Consider the following 16,387-nt stretch of genomic DNA (forward strand, 5'->3'; position numbering starts at 1 on the left):
CCTGGTCAGGAACGAGCCCGTTCCTGCGTTCCGTCACAAGACCCTGCTGCAACTGGTGCAGGAAGGGCGGACCGAGGATGTGATCGGCTATCTGGAGTCGATCAGCGCCGGGTTCGTCGGGTGATCCTCGTCGACCTGCCTTCCGGCCCCACCTTTCTGTCTCAGGAGGATCATCGGCGGTCCGGGGTCGAGTTCACCCTCTCGTCCTCATCAAACTCATTCACGCGGGGATCCAGATGCAGGGTCTCCTGGGTGAGGCCCTGAATGGCCTCCAGGCCCACGAAGGCCGGTTGCGGTTCAGCCACGGGGGCAGACCGATGCTGCTGGCATACACGGGCGCGAGGGTGCCGAAGGCACCATTGGCCAACCCCACACCGAAGCAGGCCATCACGGCGAGATGAAATCCTGCGCCTGGCGAAGCAGAACACGCTCATGCCGCGAATGCCCTAGGGTTCGGGCCAGGGGTGGACCAATTGGCTCAAAGCGTTAGGATGCAGGACTGATCCTGTCACCGACATCGCCCGTGTTTCCAACCCTCACATCCGTCTCCAGCCTGCTTCTGGGCATGGGCATCCTGGCCCGGCACCTGAATGGGGGGCAATGATGTTTCGTTGACGAAACGGTGCCAGCAGCAATCGCCCGATGGCCCGCCCGGGTGTCAGCCAGCGGATGCGGCTACCATGGCGACGATCGTTCAGCACGCGGTCGGTGAGCCTCAATCACCCTGGGGGAGAGGCACCACCGTAGAAACGTTCCGGGCCCAGTTTCTGGAGCAGGATCCGGGAGACCTGGTCTTCGTCCAGGTTACCTTGGGCAGAAAACAGGGGCTGGATGCGGCCCTGACCGCCGGCTTCCTCCATGAGACGACCGCTCATGGCATCTCCCATGCTGGACACCATGCAGCCCTCCGGGGCCACATTGAAAACGATGTCGTAACCAGCCTCCAGTTTACCCAGGGCCTCACCCACATAGGGGGATAACTCTCCACCGGGCCGGCCGGTTGGGATCAATCGACGTGACCGATCCAGTGCCTGCGCCATGCTCTCCGGCAGCGGTAATCCTGCCGCCCGGTACAGGGGGCGAGCCAGCCAGTGGCGGAACCCCCATTCCACCCCCAGGGCCCCGAGGAAACGGCCGGCACGGGCGTTGCGCAGGCGCCGCAGCGATGACCGTGTGCCCGGATCAGTGGCCCGGGACAAGCGTACATGGCTCTCGCGGACCGTCTCCAGACTGCGCCAACGCCGACTCGCATTCTTGTAGTCCAGATAGGACCACACGGGCGTGTAGGTCAGGTGGAAACGGCCTGGGCCAAGCAGCCTGAGCAGGCAATCAAACAGGGCCTCCACCTGGGCCACCCGCATGTACGTCTCGCCTTCCACGTGGATCTTCAGCAATGATGCCGCAGGCGGCGAATGAGCGACCCAGCGCCGAGCAAAAGTCCGCAGTGGCTGCTGCAGCGCATGCCGGTGACGGCGCCATGCCGGCCACCAGGTCAACGCCCCCTCCGGCGCCTTGCACTCACGCTGGATCTGGAAGAGGGTCGCCGTCAACGCCCGATATTCCCCTCGCAAACGCGCCAGGGCGTCGGTGTCGGGGCAGCAAGCCGCCGCCTCGAAGAGCAGCTGGTGACAGACCCCCTGCAGCACCGCGCCCTGCATGCAACGCAGCAACACCGTCCTGCCCAGGCCCACGTCAAACCTCTGATCTTCCAGCCCCACCAGAAACCTCAGCAGATCTTCCGCCTCGTCCTCGCCGACCTGGTCGCGCAGCGGGCCCGTATCCCGGTGGAACAGGAGCTTGTGGGTTTCCACATACTGACCCTGGCGACAGGGGCCCATCCCCTTGTTGTTGAACACCAGCAGGCGGCGCTTGCCGTAAAGCGGGGATTCCGGATCCTCGCGCAAACGGCGGAACCGTTCCACCAGGGCGAGTGTGTCTCCATAGACGGCGGCCAGCGGGGCACACACCGACTCGCCCGCCGCGGCGCGGCCATGGCGGATGGTGGCCTCCAGATCGTAGGTGTCGTCGTAGTTGTCCAGGCAGGTCAGCGGGGTGCTCTGCAGCACTGAAGTCACGAAACGATTGTCGGCCAGGGTCGGCAGTGCCAGCACGTCGCGGGTCGGATCGATACCGTCGGACAGGTCCGTGAGCCGTTGCAGGGTACGCACCTCGAAGCCTTCTTCCGGAGCCTGCCATACACTCTGGGACAGGTACTGCCGCACCTGCTGGGCATGGGTGTTGACCCGGTTTTCCAGGTGGGCGAGTTCCTGGATGGCCGCATCCGACTGAATCAGCAGAAAGGGCCTTTGCCGCGCAAATTCCGACATCAGCGGCAGGCTGACGCTATCGGGCCCGCAGAGGAAGGTGGAGACGAAGACCAGGGCCAGCGGCTGGCGGCCCGGGGCCTCCAGTTGCTGGAACAAGCGCCGCAATCGCCGATGACGCAGCCGGGCATGCAGCTGGCCCCGACTGACAGCCCTCACCAGGGTGGCCATGACCTGGGGATTGCGCCAGTAGAGGTGGGTCAGATCGTCATCCACCGTCACATCCAGGGCATGCGCGGGCACGGGGACCAGTCCGCGGTCACGCAGCAGGCGGCCGGCATGACTGTCGTAAAGCCCCGGGGTGAGGATGTATTCCCGGCCCAGGACCAGCGCAACCTCCTGCCCCTGCCCCACGGCCTCTTCCAGCTGGTCGGCCAGGCTATCCTGAAGTGTCTGGCGCCAGGCCCGCTGACCGGCCAGTGCCTGCGCGATGGCCGTTTCAAGGCGTGCCAGATCCACCTCGAGGCGATAGTGCGTGAATACGGTTCGCAGCTGCGGCAGCAACTGCGCCGCCAGCGCGGCAGGATCGGGATGGCGCAGGTTCAGGTGGAACAGCTGGATCCGTGCCCCGGGCTGCGCCTCCTGAGCCATGGCCCGTGCAGTGGCCAGTCCCCCCTGGTTGATGGTGCAACTGCGCCCAAGGCCAGCCCCATTGAGGGGCAGGAACTCGATCTGCGGCGCCAGGATGTATCCGTGGGGCTCGGCGGCCAGCCGGATCAGCTGGCCCACCACCCCCAGATGCGGGGCGCAGGTATCGACCCGGAATCGCGACTGCCCGGCCAGTACATCCTCGGTCCGCGGCGTGTCCACGTGTACCGGCACGCCCAGTTGAATGAACAGTTCGGCGAAAAACCCCGCCCACTCGGACACGGCGAACGCGCGGGGAATGATCAGGCGATCCGGCGCCTGGCTTTGCGGCAGCCGCTCATGGCTTTGCCGCCAGAGCGACTGGTAGGGGTCGGCCACCCGGGCTGTGTCCCGGTCCTTCTTGCGTCCCGTGGCCTCGTTGATGGCGCTGCAGCCGCCAAGGGTGAGGCGCAGCATGCCCTGTTGCGGATCCAGGGTCTTGAGAAGGGTGCGATGGCAGCGGGCATCGGGATCCCCGCACACGGCCCCCTTGCAGGTGATGATGTGCTTGTCGTACTCCCGCTGGATGAAGGTGTCCAGGTCAAGGGTGACGGCCTCGGCGGTCTCGCCCGCTGCCGGCAACAAGCCCAGACAGGCCCGGTGGCCGGGCAAGGGCGGGATCAGGCCGTGAACCTTCTCCCCGATCAGACGCTGCAGGCGACTGATCACCGCCGTGGGCAGGGGGTGGCCCAGCATCGGCTGGCCGTGCAGCAGCACCACGGAACGCGGCGGCAGGTGGATCTGGTTCCATAGCGTGCGGGCCATGTTCTCCACCACCGCCCAGCAGGCGGAGGCCAGGATCACGTCATTACCCACGCCACGCGCCTGCAGGGTACGGGCGTGCTCCAGGAGGAACACCGAACAGGTGGCATCCAGGTGGTGGGCGCCCGGGGCCGATAGGGCCTGTGCATAAGCCTCGGAGGCGGAAGACAGACCGAACAGGCTGGCCAGCGTGTCCATCAGGCTGCCGGTGCCGGCGGAGCACTTGATGTTCATGGCATTGTCGAACAGGTCGCCACCTTCCAGCAGCAGGGTGGAGATCTTCGTGTCCTCCCCGCCGATGTCCACCAGGATGCACCAACGGGTGTCCACGTCATGCCCGGCCTCGGCCAGGTGGCGCACGTGCTCGCGAGCCGCCTCCAGGGAGCCCCGTGCGTGGGCATAATTTTCCACCATCACCGACACCCGTCCATCCAGCGCCGGGTAGAGCCGGGTGAGTGCTTCGCGTACCTGGTAGCGGGCACTGCCGGTGATGCCGATGCGCCCCACGTTGAGTTCACGGTGACCGGCCTCGCACAGGGCGGTGAACAGGGCCTTCAATGTGGCGATGGTCTCGCCGGCATTGCTCTGCGACGCGGCGTGCAGCAGGCGGCCATCGTCGGCGGCCCTGACCACCATCTTGGCCATGGTGGAGCCCACGTCCAGGCCGATGTTCACCGGATGACCCGGGGGCCAGCCTTGTGGATCCAGGGCCGGTACCGGCTGGCGATGCAACTGTTGTCGTTCCTGGAGTTCTGCTTCCAGGGTGTGAAAGGCCGGATGGTCGAAGACCAGCCTCACGGGATCGGGCGGTGCTGACGGGATCACCGGGTCCGGTTCCGATGCATCCAGGGCCCGCAGACCTTCCAGAGCCAGGTTGGCGTCAGCGAGGTGGGTGATATGGCGCACACCGGCGTCGCAAAGGGCATCCCGGGCGCAATCCCGGGCAAAGGCCCAGCGGAACAGACCGCCGCTCAGCAGCACCCGGTCCACGGGCAGGGGCAGGCGTCGACAGGCCTTGTTGACCTCGGATTTCAGTGTGACCGCCAGGGCATGGGCCACCGGGATACCCTGGTTCTTGTCGGAGATGGTGGCCGACGCCCCGAACACGCCACAACGATCGGCTCGCACCGGCAGGGCCAGGCGCCGTTCCCGACCCGTCTCGCCCAGATACTCGGCAAGCACCGTATCCACGTCTTGTGCGGGGACATCCAGTTTTTGCAGAACACGGCTGAGGTTGGTGCCCGAGCCGGCACCACAGCGTGGGTGCGTCACCAGCCCGGCGTCCCCGGCGCCACCATCGAGGTCCAGACGCAGGGCCAGATAGCCGGAAGCGGAGATTTCCAGGAGACCCAGCCTCTGCCCGGGGTAGTCACGCTGCTGGCGCACCCGCAGGGCGGCCCACAGGGCGGCGGCGGGCAGGACCGAGGAACCGTGCCCCAGCAACTGACGCACCGGCTCGGCGAGTTTTCCCGTGAGGCGCACTGCAGCCCGTTGACTCGCTTCCTGCAGTCCACTCTCGCGTACCTGCCTGGGCAGATGGTGACCGGCCTCCAGCTGCCATTCACGCGCTGGTGACCCCTGGACGTCCAACACCGCCCTGACCTGGCTGACGCCGGCGTCGATGTAGAGCCTGGTCGAATCTTTTCGCGACATGCTCCGAGTGTGGTGCATCTTGAGAGCGGTGTGAACGCTCACTGGTGTGAAACCACAATCTTGATCCAGCAAATCATGGACAGCGAGGAGCGTCTGCGCCAGATTGCCCAGGCGGTGCCGGGGGTCATCTACCAGTTCGCGCACGATCGCCAGTCCCAGGCCAAAGCCGGGTGGGATGGATTAAGCTACCCCCATGAGGATGCACTGGCAAACCGGTCTGTTGTTGGCGGTGACGCTCCTGGTCCTGCTGGGTGTTCTCGCACTGCCGCCCTTGCCTCAGCCCGAGAGTTACCATGACTTCGCGGCCGACGGGGCGTGGCTGGGGATCCCCAATGTCGCCGACGTGGTCTCCAATCTGGCCTTTGTGTGGGTCGGCCTGCTGGGAGTGATCTGGGTGACCCGCCACCCTCACCGGTTTCGCGAGGCGCACCAGTACTGGCCCTATCTGACGTTTTTCGGCGCTGTGATACTCGTAGGGATCGGATCGGCTTATTACCACTGGGCCCCGGATCATGGGCGGCTGTTCTGGGACCGCCTGGCCATGAGCCTGGCTTTCATGGCCATCCTGGCGGCGATCCTGTCGGACCGGGTCGGTGCCTGTCGGGGTACTGTCGTCCTGCCGGCCTTGCTGCTGGTCGGCACCCTCGGCGCCATTCATTGGTACTGGAGCGAACTTCAGGGAACCGGCGATCTGCGCCTGTACATGCTCACCCAGGCCCTGCCCCTGGTATTGGGTCCGCTGATGGTGCTGCTTCATCCCAGTATTTACACACGCGACAAGGATTTACCGGTGGCGGTGGTCTGGTACCTACTGGCGCTGGGGGCCGATCGACTCGACCATCCCATCCACGACCTCACGGGCGGCCTCCTGAGCGGCCACACCCTCAAGCACCTGCTAGCCGCCCTGAGCGTCTACTGGATCCTGCGCATGCTGCGCCGCCGCCAATGGCGCCCGCGGGCTTGATCAATCGCCCTGACCGGGTCAGCACCTGTACCATGCTCTCCGGCAACGGTCATCCTGCCGCCCGGTACAGGGGGCGGGCCAGCCAGTGGCGCAACCCCCATTCCACGCCCATGGCCTGGCTCCACACCACTCGGTACTGGTGACCAAGTACATGCAGGCCAAAAAATACGGCGGCACGCGGCATTTTGCTGGAGTTCGGCTGTCCTAGTAGGCGGGTGTAAGGCGTATTCATCCTGGTGCCCCGCTCTCTTCTTGTCCATGCAGGTATTTCCCGTGCCCAGAATCAATCCCCCCGTGGCCTGGTCCACTTCACTGTTTTTTGCGTTCACCAATCTGTTGGCGTTGACCGTGGTGCCCTGGTGGGGATTCACCCAAGGGTACAGCGGATGGGCCTGGCTGGCCTTCGGGGTGCTGCTGGCCCTGGGGGGTATGAGTATCACCGTCGGGTATCATCGCCTCTGGGCCCACCGAACCTTCAAGGCCCGCTGGCCCCTGCGAATGTTGCTGGCTGTGTTCGGCGCCATGGCATTGCAGAACAGCATCTACAATTGGGCGGCCCGGCATCGCAATCATCACCGGTACGTGGATGATGTGGATCGCGACCCCCACTCCATTCGGTCTGGATTCTGGCACGCACACATAGGCTGGATGTTGCGGGAGTGGCCCGCGAGCCAGCCCGATTTCAGCACCGTGAAGGACCTCACCCGAGACCCGATTGTGCGCTTTCAGCACCGGTACTACTGGCTGCTGGCCTGGTCCACCAATCTGCTGTTCCCCCTGACCCTGGGCTTGATGCTCGGGGATGTGGTCGGCATGCTGCTGCTGGCGGGGGTTTTGCGGCTGGTGGTCAGCCACCATTTCACCTTTTTCATCAACTCTCTGGCCCATACCTGGGGCAAACGCCCCTATAGCGATGACAATACGGCCGTGGACAATGCCCTGGTGGCTCTGGTGACCTGGGGTGAGGGCTACCACAACTATCACCATGCCTTTCAGTCGGACTACCGCAATGGAATTCACTGGTGGCAGTACGATCCCTCCAAGTGGTTCATCAACCTGTGCGCCTGGGTGGGGTTGGCGCACGACCGTCGGCGCGTCCCCCGCTTCAGGATCCAGCGGGCCCGCATTTCCACCCAGTTTGCAAGGCTTCGGGCGCGACTTGAGGTCACGGGTGTGGCCCCTGGCTGGAGTGAGGCCCTGGACAGGGAATATCATCAGTTCAAAGAGACCGTAACCCAGTGGCAGCAGTGGCAGGCACGCCGGGTACAGGTCGGGCGAGAGGCGCTACGCGACCGCTGGACACGCATCGAAATGCGAACGGCCTACAAGGAACTGGAGTATCGCCTGCGGATGCAGCGCCAGCGTCTGCGGGTACTGCATGCAGCTCTCTCCCAATGAACAGGCTCAATGCCCCCCCGGAAGCGAATTCCCCGGTTGATCTTATGCCAATTAGCACTAGACTCAGCTAGAAGCCAACCGTGGGTCAACTTGGGGGGCGGAGATGATGTGGCTCGATCGACAACTCCGGCGGCAGGTACGCGAAGGCTGCCTTGCTTTGCACCTGCCCGATGGCTCCAGCAAACGGTTCGGTGACGGGGAACCCCAGGTCAACCTGCATGTACATGACCGCAAGGTATTGCAACGCTTGGCCTGGGACCCGGCGCTGAACTTCGGTGAAACCTACATGGAAGGCGGCTGGGATCCAGGGCCCGAAGGTCTGCGGCCCTTGGTGCACCAGGTCATGCGCAATTTTGCCCCCGCGTTCCGAAAACGTCGCAGCCTGCCTCTGGTCGTCCTGCGCAGGCTATGGGAGCAGGGTAACCGCATCACCCGCAGCTACGGGAATATTTCCCATCACTACGATCTGGAAGAGTGGTTGTTCCGGCGCTTTCTGGACCGGGACATGTATTACTCCTGTGCCTATTTCCGCCGTCCGGACATGACCCTGGAGGAAGCCCAGCAGGCCAAGGCAGACATGATTCGGCGCAAGCTGCTGCTGCAGCCCGGCATGCGCGTTCTGGACATCGGCAGTGGCTGGGGCAGCATGGCGTTCCATCTGGCAGAACATGCGGATGTCCAGGTGGACGGTGTCACCCTCTCCCGCGAGCAGTTGCGCGCCGCCAGTGCCGAGGCCGATCGCCGCGGGCTGTCGGACCGGGTGCATTTCCATCTCCAGGACTATCGGGAACACCGTGGGCAGTACGATCGTATCGTCAGCGTGGGCATGTTCGAGCATGTGGGGCAGCCCTATTACCGGCGCTACTTCCAGCAGGTTCACGATCTGCTCAAGCCCGAGGGCGTGGCGCTGCTGCACACCATCGGTCGCGTGGACCCACCGGGCAAGACCAATGCCTGGCTGGCCAAGAACATCTTCCCCGGTGGCTACACGCCTGCGCTGTCAGAAGTGGCAGCCGCGGTGGAAAAAACCCCGCTGATGGCCACCGACGTGGACGTATGGCGCCTGCACTATGCCGAGACCCTGGCCGAGTGGTATCGGCGTTTCCAGGCCATTCGCGACGAGGCCGCCGAACATTTCGATGAGCGCTTCTGCCGCATGTGGGAGTTCTATCTGGCCACCTGCGAGGGCAGTTTCCGCTACTGGGGCCAGGTGGTGTTCCAGGTCCAGTTGGCCAGAATCCATGGGGTGATTCCCGAAACCCGGGATTATCTGTACCAGTCGGAGCCCGCCCACAACATCAGGCACGCCGAAGAGGACGCAGATACAGGCAAGGCGATTGCCTGAATTGAGGCACATGGGCGACACGAAGACGGCCGGCAAAGGCGTGCTCGTTGCTCTGTCCTCAAAGGTCGTACGCCAGGAACAGCCGACGGCGGCTGCGCAGGTCGAGCGCGGCGGAAGGCTCATCCAAAAGCATCAGCCTTGGATGCTGCGATCAACATCCAGTTGACGGAAAACGCCCATGAGCGCTCAGCGTTTCGTGGTTGGATCATCCAGTATAGGTTATGTTATAACCACCCCGTATTACCTGACTCTAGCACTCGGATAGAGGCGCCCGCATGCTGACGACCCGCGAACTGCTCCAGATGCCAGACAGCGAGTACATGAACGAGGCGCAACTCGCCTATTTCCGCGCCGAGTTACAGAAGATGCGCGCTGAAATCATCGATGATATTCGCATCACCACAGATCACTTGCGCGAGACCCCGCGAGCAGCGGACGAACTGGACCGTGCCGCAAGGGAGGAGGAGCAGAGTCTGGAAATCCGTTTGCGAGAGCGCGAGGCCACCTTGTTGCGCAAGATCGATCAGGCCATGAAACGCATCCAGGATGGAACCTATGGCTACTGCGATATGACCGGAGAGCCCATCGGCCTGAGGCGCCTTCTGGCCAGACCTACCGCCACCCTCAGCATTGAGGCCAAGCAACAGGCGGAAACCCGGGAAAGGAGTTACCGAAGCCCTTGAGTTCTTCCTCCACCTCCTCCATTCAATATCCCATGGAGTGCAGTCCATGAAGCCGCTTCCCGTGACCGTTCTGTCCGGATTCCTCGGTGCAGGAAAAACCACATTGCTCAATCACGTATTGCGCAACCGATGCGGCATGCGGGTGGTCGTGATCGTCAACGACATGAGTGAGGTCAACATTGATGCGGCTCTCGTCAGATCAGGCGACACGAATCTCTCCCGGACTGAAGAGCAGATGGTGGAGATGACCAATGGGTGCATCTGCTGCACCTTGCGCGAAGATCTGTTGCTGGAGGTCCGCCGACTCGCCGAAGAAGGGCGCTTTGATTTCCAAAAGGCCAGCCAGGCGCCGGGGTGGGTCCAGGAAATGATGGGGATCCATACTCCCGAGACCAAGGCCCATACCGGGGAAGCCCCATGAGCGTGGCAGACACCGCAGATATGCCGTTGGCGCCCGTTGCCGGCATTCTGACCACGGAACAGCCGCAAGACTTCTCGCTGATTCACCGGCTTGATTGCAGCATGGTGCGATGGCAGCGGCGGCCGGTTGAACACGAGCAAGAATTGATTCGCCTCGCCGCTCCAGAATCACCCAGGCTCAAGAGCGTCGTGGTGCTGGACGCATTGCATGACCTGCTGAAGGGCCAATTGGGTGCTTCCAGAGCGATGCAATGGCTTGCGGCCGACATCCAACTGCTGGCGAGTCATTTTCAGCGCGTGTCGGGACATACGCTCCTGGATATCAGCCTGGACACCATCAGCCGTCAGGAGTGCCCCTATTTTCATATAGATAATATGGATTTACGGCTGGTATGCACCTATCTGGGGACAGGCACAGAATACCTGGACGACAGTCAAGCGGATAGAGACTGGTTGGGACAGGGCGAGAACGAGAAGGTCTGCTGTGGCAATCAACCTCATCAGGCCGCGCCCATGGATGTCCTTCTCATGAAGGGGCGCACTTACCCAGGGCCATCAGACCGAGCCCAGGTGCATCGGTCCCCCGAGCCATCTCCTGGGCAGCCCGAGCGTCTGCGACTGCGAATCGATGGTGCATCGTGACCAAGCCTTTTGGATGCGATCCGTGCAAGCCAGCGGAATGTTCAAGATCGACAACCGGGAGCGTCTGCGCCGGATCGCCCAGGCGGTGCCGGGGGGCATCCACCAGTTCGAGCGTCGCCCGGATGGCAGCACGCGCATGCCCTATGTCAGCCGCAAGTTGTGGGAGTTGTACGACATTGATCCGGAAATCGTGATCTTTGCCTTCTACATGATGATCTGCCTGGTGATGCTGGGCGTGGGACAGTTTTTGGTGCTGATCTAGGGGCCGGGCCACCTGGCCAGTTTTGCCCTGGTGGCCATCCTGCTCTGCCTGGGCTTGATCCCCATCGCTCTGCCCCCGGCCCTGCCGCCTATCCCATCAAGGCCCAGCCTCTGTCACTGAAGGCGCTCTACCACAGGACCCCAGTGGGCGTGATCTGCGCGCCGTGAGTGGTTTTCGGTGTTCATTTCAGACCCTTTAGGCATTGAGATTTTCAATAGTCACCCGCCCTAGCCCCGTCTATAGTCCAGCCGCTGCCGAAACCGGTTCCTGTACAGGTTCGACAGCGGCTTCAGATCCGCCAGGGCCTGGAGCGTGCCGATGTCGGCACGGTGATTCACGTGAGCGGCCCAGATCCGGGCAATGCTGACTCGATCGGGATGGGACTCAATCCGCTCCAGCGATGCATACGGCGCGACCCATCCTGGCTCCAGGGTGCGATACAACCAACCGATGGCACCTCAGGGAGCACTACCGTGGAAAGCACATGCAGCACCTTGATAGTCCGTGAAGCAGGTGGCGCACCCGGCAAAGCTTGTGTTTTCGATACCTGTCATTCTCCAACGGGCCTCGCTCGGCCATACGTCACCGGCGAATGACAGTCACTCCCTTCGGGCAGCGTTCAAGTACAAGGTCCCGGATCAGGCTGAAATCGGCAGCCTGGGCATAGATCAGGTTTCGTGTCATTTTGCTTGCAATCAGCTTGATCACGCGCTTGCGCTCGTAGACCACGACCTTACGGATACGTTTGAACGGGGTGTGCATGCTCTTGCGGGACAAGGCGAGCAGGCTCGCGCCGGCGGCTGAAGGGTTGCCGGAGGCCAGCCCTGCCAGGAAACCTACCCGCGCCATCAGATCCGTGCGCTTGACTCCCCTGGATGGCATCTCGATGTGATCGATACCCTTGTCATCCATCTCAAACAGGATGGAATAGCGTCCGCCGCTCATCAGAACGTAGATCGGATAAGCGATGATCATCAGACAGAGCATGATGCCGGCAACGATCGCATAGACCTGGCCAAAGGCCCGTAAACCCGGCATGAATGACCCTTCCAGGGTCTCGATCACCAGGAGCAGCAGGGCCGGCATCAGGGCCGCCAGCAGGATGATTTTGAGAAGCATCATGGGGATGACGGTATCCCGCCATAGACTGACATCATGGAGCCATCGGTACTCCTTGCCGCGCCGGGTGATGTTTTCCGAAACTCTCTCGACGCTGGGGCCGACTGAATCTGGTGACCCATCGGCGGCGTCTCGGGTCATGGTGGTACTGTCTTTCATGATTCTCTATCCAGCCCTTGTGTTTGTGGCGTGACCATCTTCAGTCAATACTGGGCCCCCAGCCGCCAAATGGATTTCTCACCCCCTGAGACGGCGGTCGTTCTACCAGCACACCGGTTTTAAGGCCACGCTCGAACTCATATTGATTTATCGATCTCGCCATCCCGGTAGTAGGTCTATACGCCGTGCGGGACGAATCGCAGGGTCGGTGCCTGGTCTGGCGAACCAACCAGTAATCTTCGGCGCTCATCCAGTATGATCTTCTCGACATAACTGCCCCGGCTTTGCTGCCTTCAAGCGAGTGTTCACACAGCTTCAGGCTTGCGCTTCCGGATAGCGGGAAACGCCGGCTCACATCCTGAGCCCTCGCGCAGGGCCTGGACACAGGCGGTGTGGATTCCCGTGGCTCTGGCCCCGGGAATCACCCCCAACTGCTGCTTGGAAAGGCTCAAATTTCATGGATGAACGCCATCAGGTACCCTGAACGCTGGTTGGCCACCGATCACAGCATCCTTCGCAGATCGCGCCCCTGCCAGGGCGGATTTCCGGTCGGGCAGACGAGGTTGGCCACGGATTCAGGTAAAAGATCGCCGGATTTTATCTTAAGCTCATAATCAGGATCGGTATCAGGTAATAAGGCTTTATTCCAATGTCGTCAATTTAGGCCGCCATCCCAGGTAATGGGTTGACGTATTTCGACTTTCTCGGATTGGAGCGACCAGGCCGAATCATTTCCTGATCCCGGACGATCCAGGCCAGGAGCTCAAGGATTGAAGCCAAGGGGTCCTGGGATCGCCGGAGCACATGGAACTGCTCACGGAACCTTAGGATCGTCGCCCGGAAGTTGATGCGGTAATCTCGAAAGCGGTGGGCCGTCATCTGCCGGGCCACCGGCTGAGACCGAGCAACACTTATGGCGGCCAGGATGAGCGTCAGGAAGCGGGCGTAGATTTCCTGGTACACGTTCCACCGGTCGCGGGTTCGAAATCGCTCCATTCCGAGCCAAGCCTTGAGGGATTTGTAGAATTCTTCGATACCCCATTACCAAGACCGCCATAAAAGTATTTTGACAAGCCCAGAAACGCCGTCAATACTCGACGTCTGGATCCTAGTGAAACGTGGGCAGCGGCAACTCTAGGAGGTCGCGGCGTAGTCCTGGGTCCGGGATCGGAACCGAGGCAGGAGGTACGACCAGTTTAGAAGAAGTTCTGGCATCGGCTCGAGCCAGATGCACGGTCAATTTGGGGGGAAGAGGCATGACTAAGGCAATCCAATCCGGCGCGCGGAGTCGAGCATGGCTGAAGCGGGTAGCAATGATCACCGGCCTGGCGGTGCTGCTCAGCGGCTGCATGGCAACTATGGATAGGCAGGGCCAAGGCACCGTCATTGGAGCCCTTGGCGGCGCGATAGTCGGCAGTCAGCTTGACGGGAAGAGGGGCGCCGCTGTGGGAGCTATCATAGGTGGCGGAGCGGGCTACCTGATTGGCCGGCACTTGGACGAGCAGGAAGCTGCCCTGCGCAACGAACTGGGTCAGCAGATGAGCGATGGGAGCGTTTCGCTGGAGCGCACGGGAGGCAACGAGGCAATGGTGTTGTCGATGCGGGGCAACGTGTTATTCGGCACGGGTAGCGCAAGTGTGAGTCCAACCGCCTACGACTCGCTAAACCGCCTCGCCCGGGCTTGGCACGATAACCCTGACCTCAACATTATCATTACCGGTCACACGGACAATGTTGGTCCACTCGAATTCAACCGCGATCTGAGCGCGCGGCGAGCCGAGAACGTTGCCCTATATCTTGTCAAGCGCGGAGTACCATACCGCAATCTATACACCCGAGGGGCGGGCGAACTCGCGCCGGTGGCTAACAACAACACTGCCCGTGGTCGCAGCCAAAACCGCCGGGTCGATTTGGTGTTTTATCCAGCGAGCGTGCCGCCGCCAGAGGTTCGGTTGGTCTACACACATGACACAGAACCGCGTTCGACCGAGCCGCGTGTGGCCACCCATCAGCCACAATCGGGGCCGCCGCATCAGCGCCCTGAGGCCGCGTACGCCTTCACAGATGAAGATAGAGCCTTGGCTCAGCGCCAGCAGCAAGAAGTCCGGGGCTCGGAGGAAACCGAACCACTATCGCCGATTCGGTCGGCATCCGAATTGGTTAAGCATCTATGAGGGGTAATGTCATGAGCATGAGAAAGCATAACGGTAGTGCCATTGGCAGCGTACTTGGCCTGATCGCGCTGATCGTGGTCGGGCTGTTTGTTGTCCGGGAATTCGCCCCCGGCTTATGGACCAAGGTCGAGAATGTATACCGCGACACGGTTGGCTGGACTGAGGAGGCTCGGCGCGCCGACCCGGTGGGCTATCTGGAGCACGCACGGGGCGAGATGCAGCAAAACCTGGATCGTATCGGGAGCATCATCCGCGACCTTGAGGCAAAAGCCCTTCGACTGCGTCAGGAAAAGACCCGCCTACGCAGCGACCACGGTCAATATCAGGAGCTGCTTAACCGCGCCAAGACTGTGTATCAGGAGGCCGAGGCGGGCGCGCGCGAGTATCCGGTCGACTTCGCCGGTGCCCGGTATAGCCGCGAGGATTTCATGCGCCAGACGGCCATCATTTTGAGCGAGTCCAAGCTGGCCGAGCGCCGTATCCAAGACATGAAGTCCGCGGACGAGGGCATCAGCAGGGCTATACGCGACATGTATGAGAAGCGCGCCAAGCTGAGGGGTGGATTGGCCGACATCGGCACCACCATCGTGATCGCTGAGGCTAATGCTGCGTCCCAGGAGGTCCAGGATACCCTTGACACGGTGGCCACCGTCGCCAGCGACATTGACTCTTACCTCCGGGCCTACGACAGCGGCGACATCTCGGTCCGCTCCGCGGACGAGATCATCGAGCGGGAGGGCAGAGGAGCCATCGACGCTGATGTTGAGGACTTCCTCTCGAGTTGAGCGGGCGAACCGGCGTGCGGCGTGAGTAACTTGCCCCGATCACCGTGGCCGCTCTGCCTCAAGGTTGCGGCACGGGGTCGGGAGGAGGGTTGCGGGGTGTGGACGTCGGCGAACCGATTCTGGACTGCTGCAATGTCGCGCTGTTACGTGCCACTCTATCCGATGAGGCCACTTCACCCGTCCCACGCTCTCTGAATTGCGATGAGCATTGACGAGCATGCCCTCCAGCAGGGGTTTTCGGATCCAGAACAGACTTCTTTCCAGCGACCATGGCCTCACTACCCGCTGTCGTCGGAGGATTTGGTCAACCTACCGGCAAAGTCGCACTTTTTCGTGCGCTCCGGGGAGTGGGTGCAGCACCCTTGATCATTGTCTTTCCTGTGCCCATCCCCCCAACGACGGGCTGCTTCCAAGCGCCAGCTCCTCCGTTGCCGCCACCTCCGTCACTGCGCGGGCGGTTGGCGCCGCCGATCAGTTCGTCATCACCGCGCCAGGCAAAGCGGGCAGGGAATCCGGCGTGGCGACTGCTCGAGGCAGGGCTTTGTCAGGGTCATTCGGCAATGATTTCATCACGGATTCAGGAAAAAGGGCATTCCCGGCGAGTGCTGGAAGAGACTCCTGAGGAAACGTTGATAAGTGAGAATATGTAAATATTAATCGGCTCTCATATTAGAGTCGGCGGATATCTTTCAGGTCCTTGACTACAACCGAGTATTGAACTAAGGATTTATTCCACGCCAGAGACTATTGGCGTGGTTCCCAATCCTGGGCTGGTAAAATACTAATAAGTTGAGGAGAGGAGTCATGTATACGCCGACCAAGAGATCACTTCTGTCTCTAGTTGTCCTGTTGTTTGTTGCTTCAGCCAGCACATCAAAGGCTGAGGAACCGCCGTGCCCGTTCGACGAAAGCAGGTCGGGACTCTGTGGCTACTACCATTCACAGATAAGTCCCTCCGAGGCCTATATCAAGGCGGTTTTACCGCAAGGTCGTTGGAGTAACCCCTTGCAGCGGCCAGTCATCCTTGATGTGAGGAGTATACCTGAGTACAAGGCGGGTCATCCTGAAGG

15 protein-coding genes and 1 pseudogene are annotated in these 16,387 nt (G+C 61.9%); 10 read left to right on the top strand and 6 right to left on the bottom strand.

The genetic code is table 11. The annotated features are described in order from the left end of the window. Positions 1-170 precede the first annotated feature (170 nt). Both LPW30_RS16065 and LPW30_RS14500 read right to left on the bottom strand, forming a co-directional pair. On the bottom strand, positions 171-305 hold the full coding sequence (locus tag LPW30_RS16065) for a hypothetical protein (RefSeq protein ID WP_274520788.1): 135 nt from the start codon (positions 303-305) through the stop codon (positions 171-173). A gap of 414 nt (positions 306-719) precedes the next feature. Next, a complete protein-coding gene (locus LPW30_RS14500) occupies positions 720-5,366 on the bottom strand; it encodes an acyl-CoA dehydratase activase-related protein (RefSeq protein ID WP_239681200.1) in 4,647 nt (1,548 codons plus the stop codon). Positions 5,367-5,559: 193 nt separating this feature from the next. On the opposite strand from LPW30_RS14500, the gene LPW30_RS14505 reads away from it, so the two are divergent. After that, positions 5,560-6,330, top strand: coding sequence for a ceramidase (locus tag LPW30_RS14505; RefSeq protein ID WP_239681201.1), 771 nt, complete (start codon positions 5,560-5,562; stop codon positions 6,328-6,330). 49 nt (positions 6,331-6,379) lie between these two features. On the opposite strand, the gene LPW30_RS16070 is transcribed toward LPW30_RS14505, so the two are convergent. Beyond that, positions 6,380-6,514: a hypothetical protein gene (locus LPW30_RS16070; RefSeq protein WP_274521695.1), complete on the bottom strand. Its 135-nt coding sequence runs from the start codon at positions 6,512-6,514 to the stop codon at positions 6,380-6,382. A gap of 89 nt (positions 6,515-6,603) precedes the next feature. Here LPW30_RS16070 and LPW30_RS14510 point away from each other — a divergent pair, with 89 nt between their 5' ends. From LPW30_RS14510 to LPW30_RS14535, 6 genes and pseudogenes are all read left to right on the top strand, one after another. Next, positions 6,604-7,728: an acyl-CoA desaturase gene (locus LPW30_RS14510; RefSeq protein WP_239681202.1), complete on the top strand. Its 1,125-nt coding sequence runs from the start codon at positions 6,604-6,606 to the stop codon at positions 7,726-7,728. A gap of 103 nt (positions 7,729-7,831) precedes the next feature. After that, a complete protein-coding gene (locus tag LPW30_RS14515) occupies positions 7,832-9,073 on the top strand; it encodes an SAM-dependent methyltransferase (protein WP_239681203.1) in 1,242 nt (413 codons plus the stop codon). Positions 9,074-9,351: 278 nt separating this feature from the next. After that, entirely contained in the window at positions 9,352-9,756 is a 405-nt protein-coding gene (gene dksA / locus LPW30_RS14520) for an RNA polymerase-binding protein DksA (protein ID WP_239681207.1), read from the top strand. A gap of 46 nt (positions 9,757-9,802) precedes the next feature. Then, positions 9,803-10,087 (top strand): annotated as a pseudogene (locus tag LPW30_RS14525) (GTP-binding protein); the annotation flags it as partial. A gap of 86 nt (positions 10,088-10,173) precedes the next feature. After that, entirely contained in the window at positions 10,174-10,818 is a 645-nt protein-coding gene (locus LPW30_RS14530; protein ID WP_051582554.1) for a DUF1826 domain-containing protein, read from the top strand. Positions 10,819-10,840: 22 nt separating this feature from the next. Then, positions 10,841-11,080, top strand: a complete 240-nt coding sequence (locus tag LPW30_RS14535; RefSeq protein WP_128571859.1) for a hypothetical protein — start codon at positions 10,841-10,843, stop codon at positions 11,078-11,080. Between the two features lie 227 nt (positions 11,081-11,307). On the opposite strand, the gene LPW30_RS14540 is transcribed toward LPW30_RS14535, so the two are convergent. From LPW30_RS14540 to LPW30_RS14550, 3 genes are all read right to left on the bottom strand, one after another. After that, entirely contained in the window at positions 11,308-11,523 is a 216-nt protein-coding gene (locus LPW30_RS14540; RefSeq protein WP_025280999.1) for a hypothetical protein, read from the bottom strand. Positions 11,524-11,662: 139 nt separating this feature from the next. Further along, positions 11,663-12,358 (bottom strand): hypothetical protein, encoded by a 696-nt coding sequence (locus LPW30_RS14545; RefSeq protein ID WP_026623485.1) that lies wholly within the window; start codon positions 12,356-12,358, stop codon positions 11,663-11,665. Positions 12,359-13,018: 660 nt separating this feature from the next. After that, positions 13,019-13,354 carry a hypothetical protein gene (locus LPW30_RS14550; RefSeq protein WP_239681204.1) on the bottom strand — a complete coding sequence of 112 codons (336 nt, stop codon included), beginning with the start codon at positions 13,352-13,354 and terminating at the stop codon, positions 13,019-13,021. Positions 13,355-13,614: 260 nt separating this feature from the next. Between LPW30_RS14550 and LPW30_RS14555 the strand changes: the two genes are divergently transcribed. The 3 genes from LPW30_RS14555 to LPW30_RS14565 all read left to right on the top strand — a co-directional run. Next, positions 13,615-14,532 (top strand): YiaD family glycine zipper/OmpA-like lipoprotein, encoded by a 918-nt coding sequence (locus LPW30_RS14555; RefSeq protein ID WP_239681205.1) that lies wholly within the window; start codon positions 13,615-13,617, stop codon positions 14,530-14,532. 11 nt (positions 14,533-14,543) lie between these two features. After that, entirely contained in the window at positions 14,544-15,317 is a 774-nt protein-coding gene (locus tag LPW30_RS14560; protein WP_026623486.1) for a hypothetical protein, read from the top strand. A gap of 804 nt (positions 15,318-16,121) precedes the next feature. Continuing rightward, on the top strand, positions 16,122-16,387 hold a 266-nt coding region (locus LPW30_RS14565), incomplete at its 3' end, for a rhodanese-like domain-containing protein (RefSeq protein WP_239681206.1).

The sequence above is a fragment of the Ectothiorhodospira variabilis genome, from assembly GCF_022227625.1.
GTDB classification, from domain to species: Bacteria; Pseudomonadota; Gammaproteobacteria; order Ectothiorhodospirales; family Ectothiorhodospiraceae; genus Ectothiorhodospira; species Ectothiorhodospira haloalkaliphila.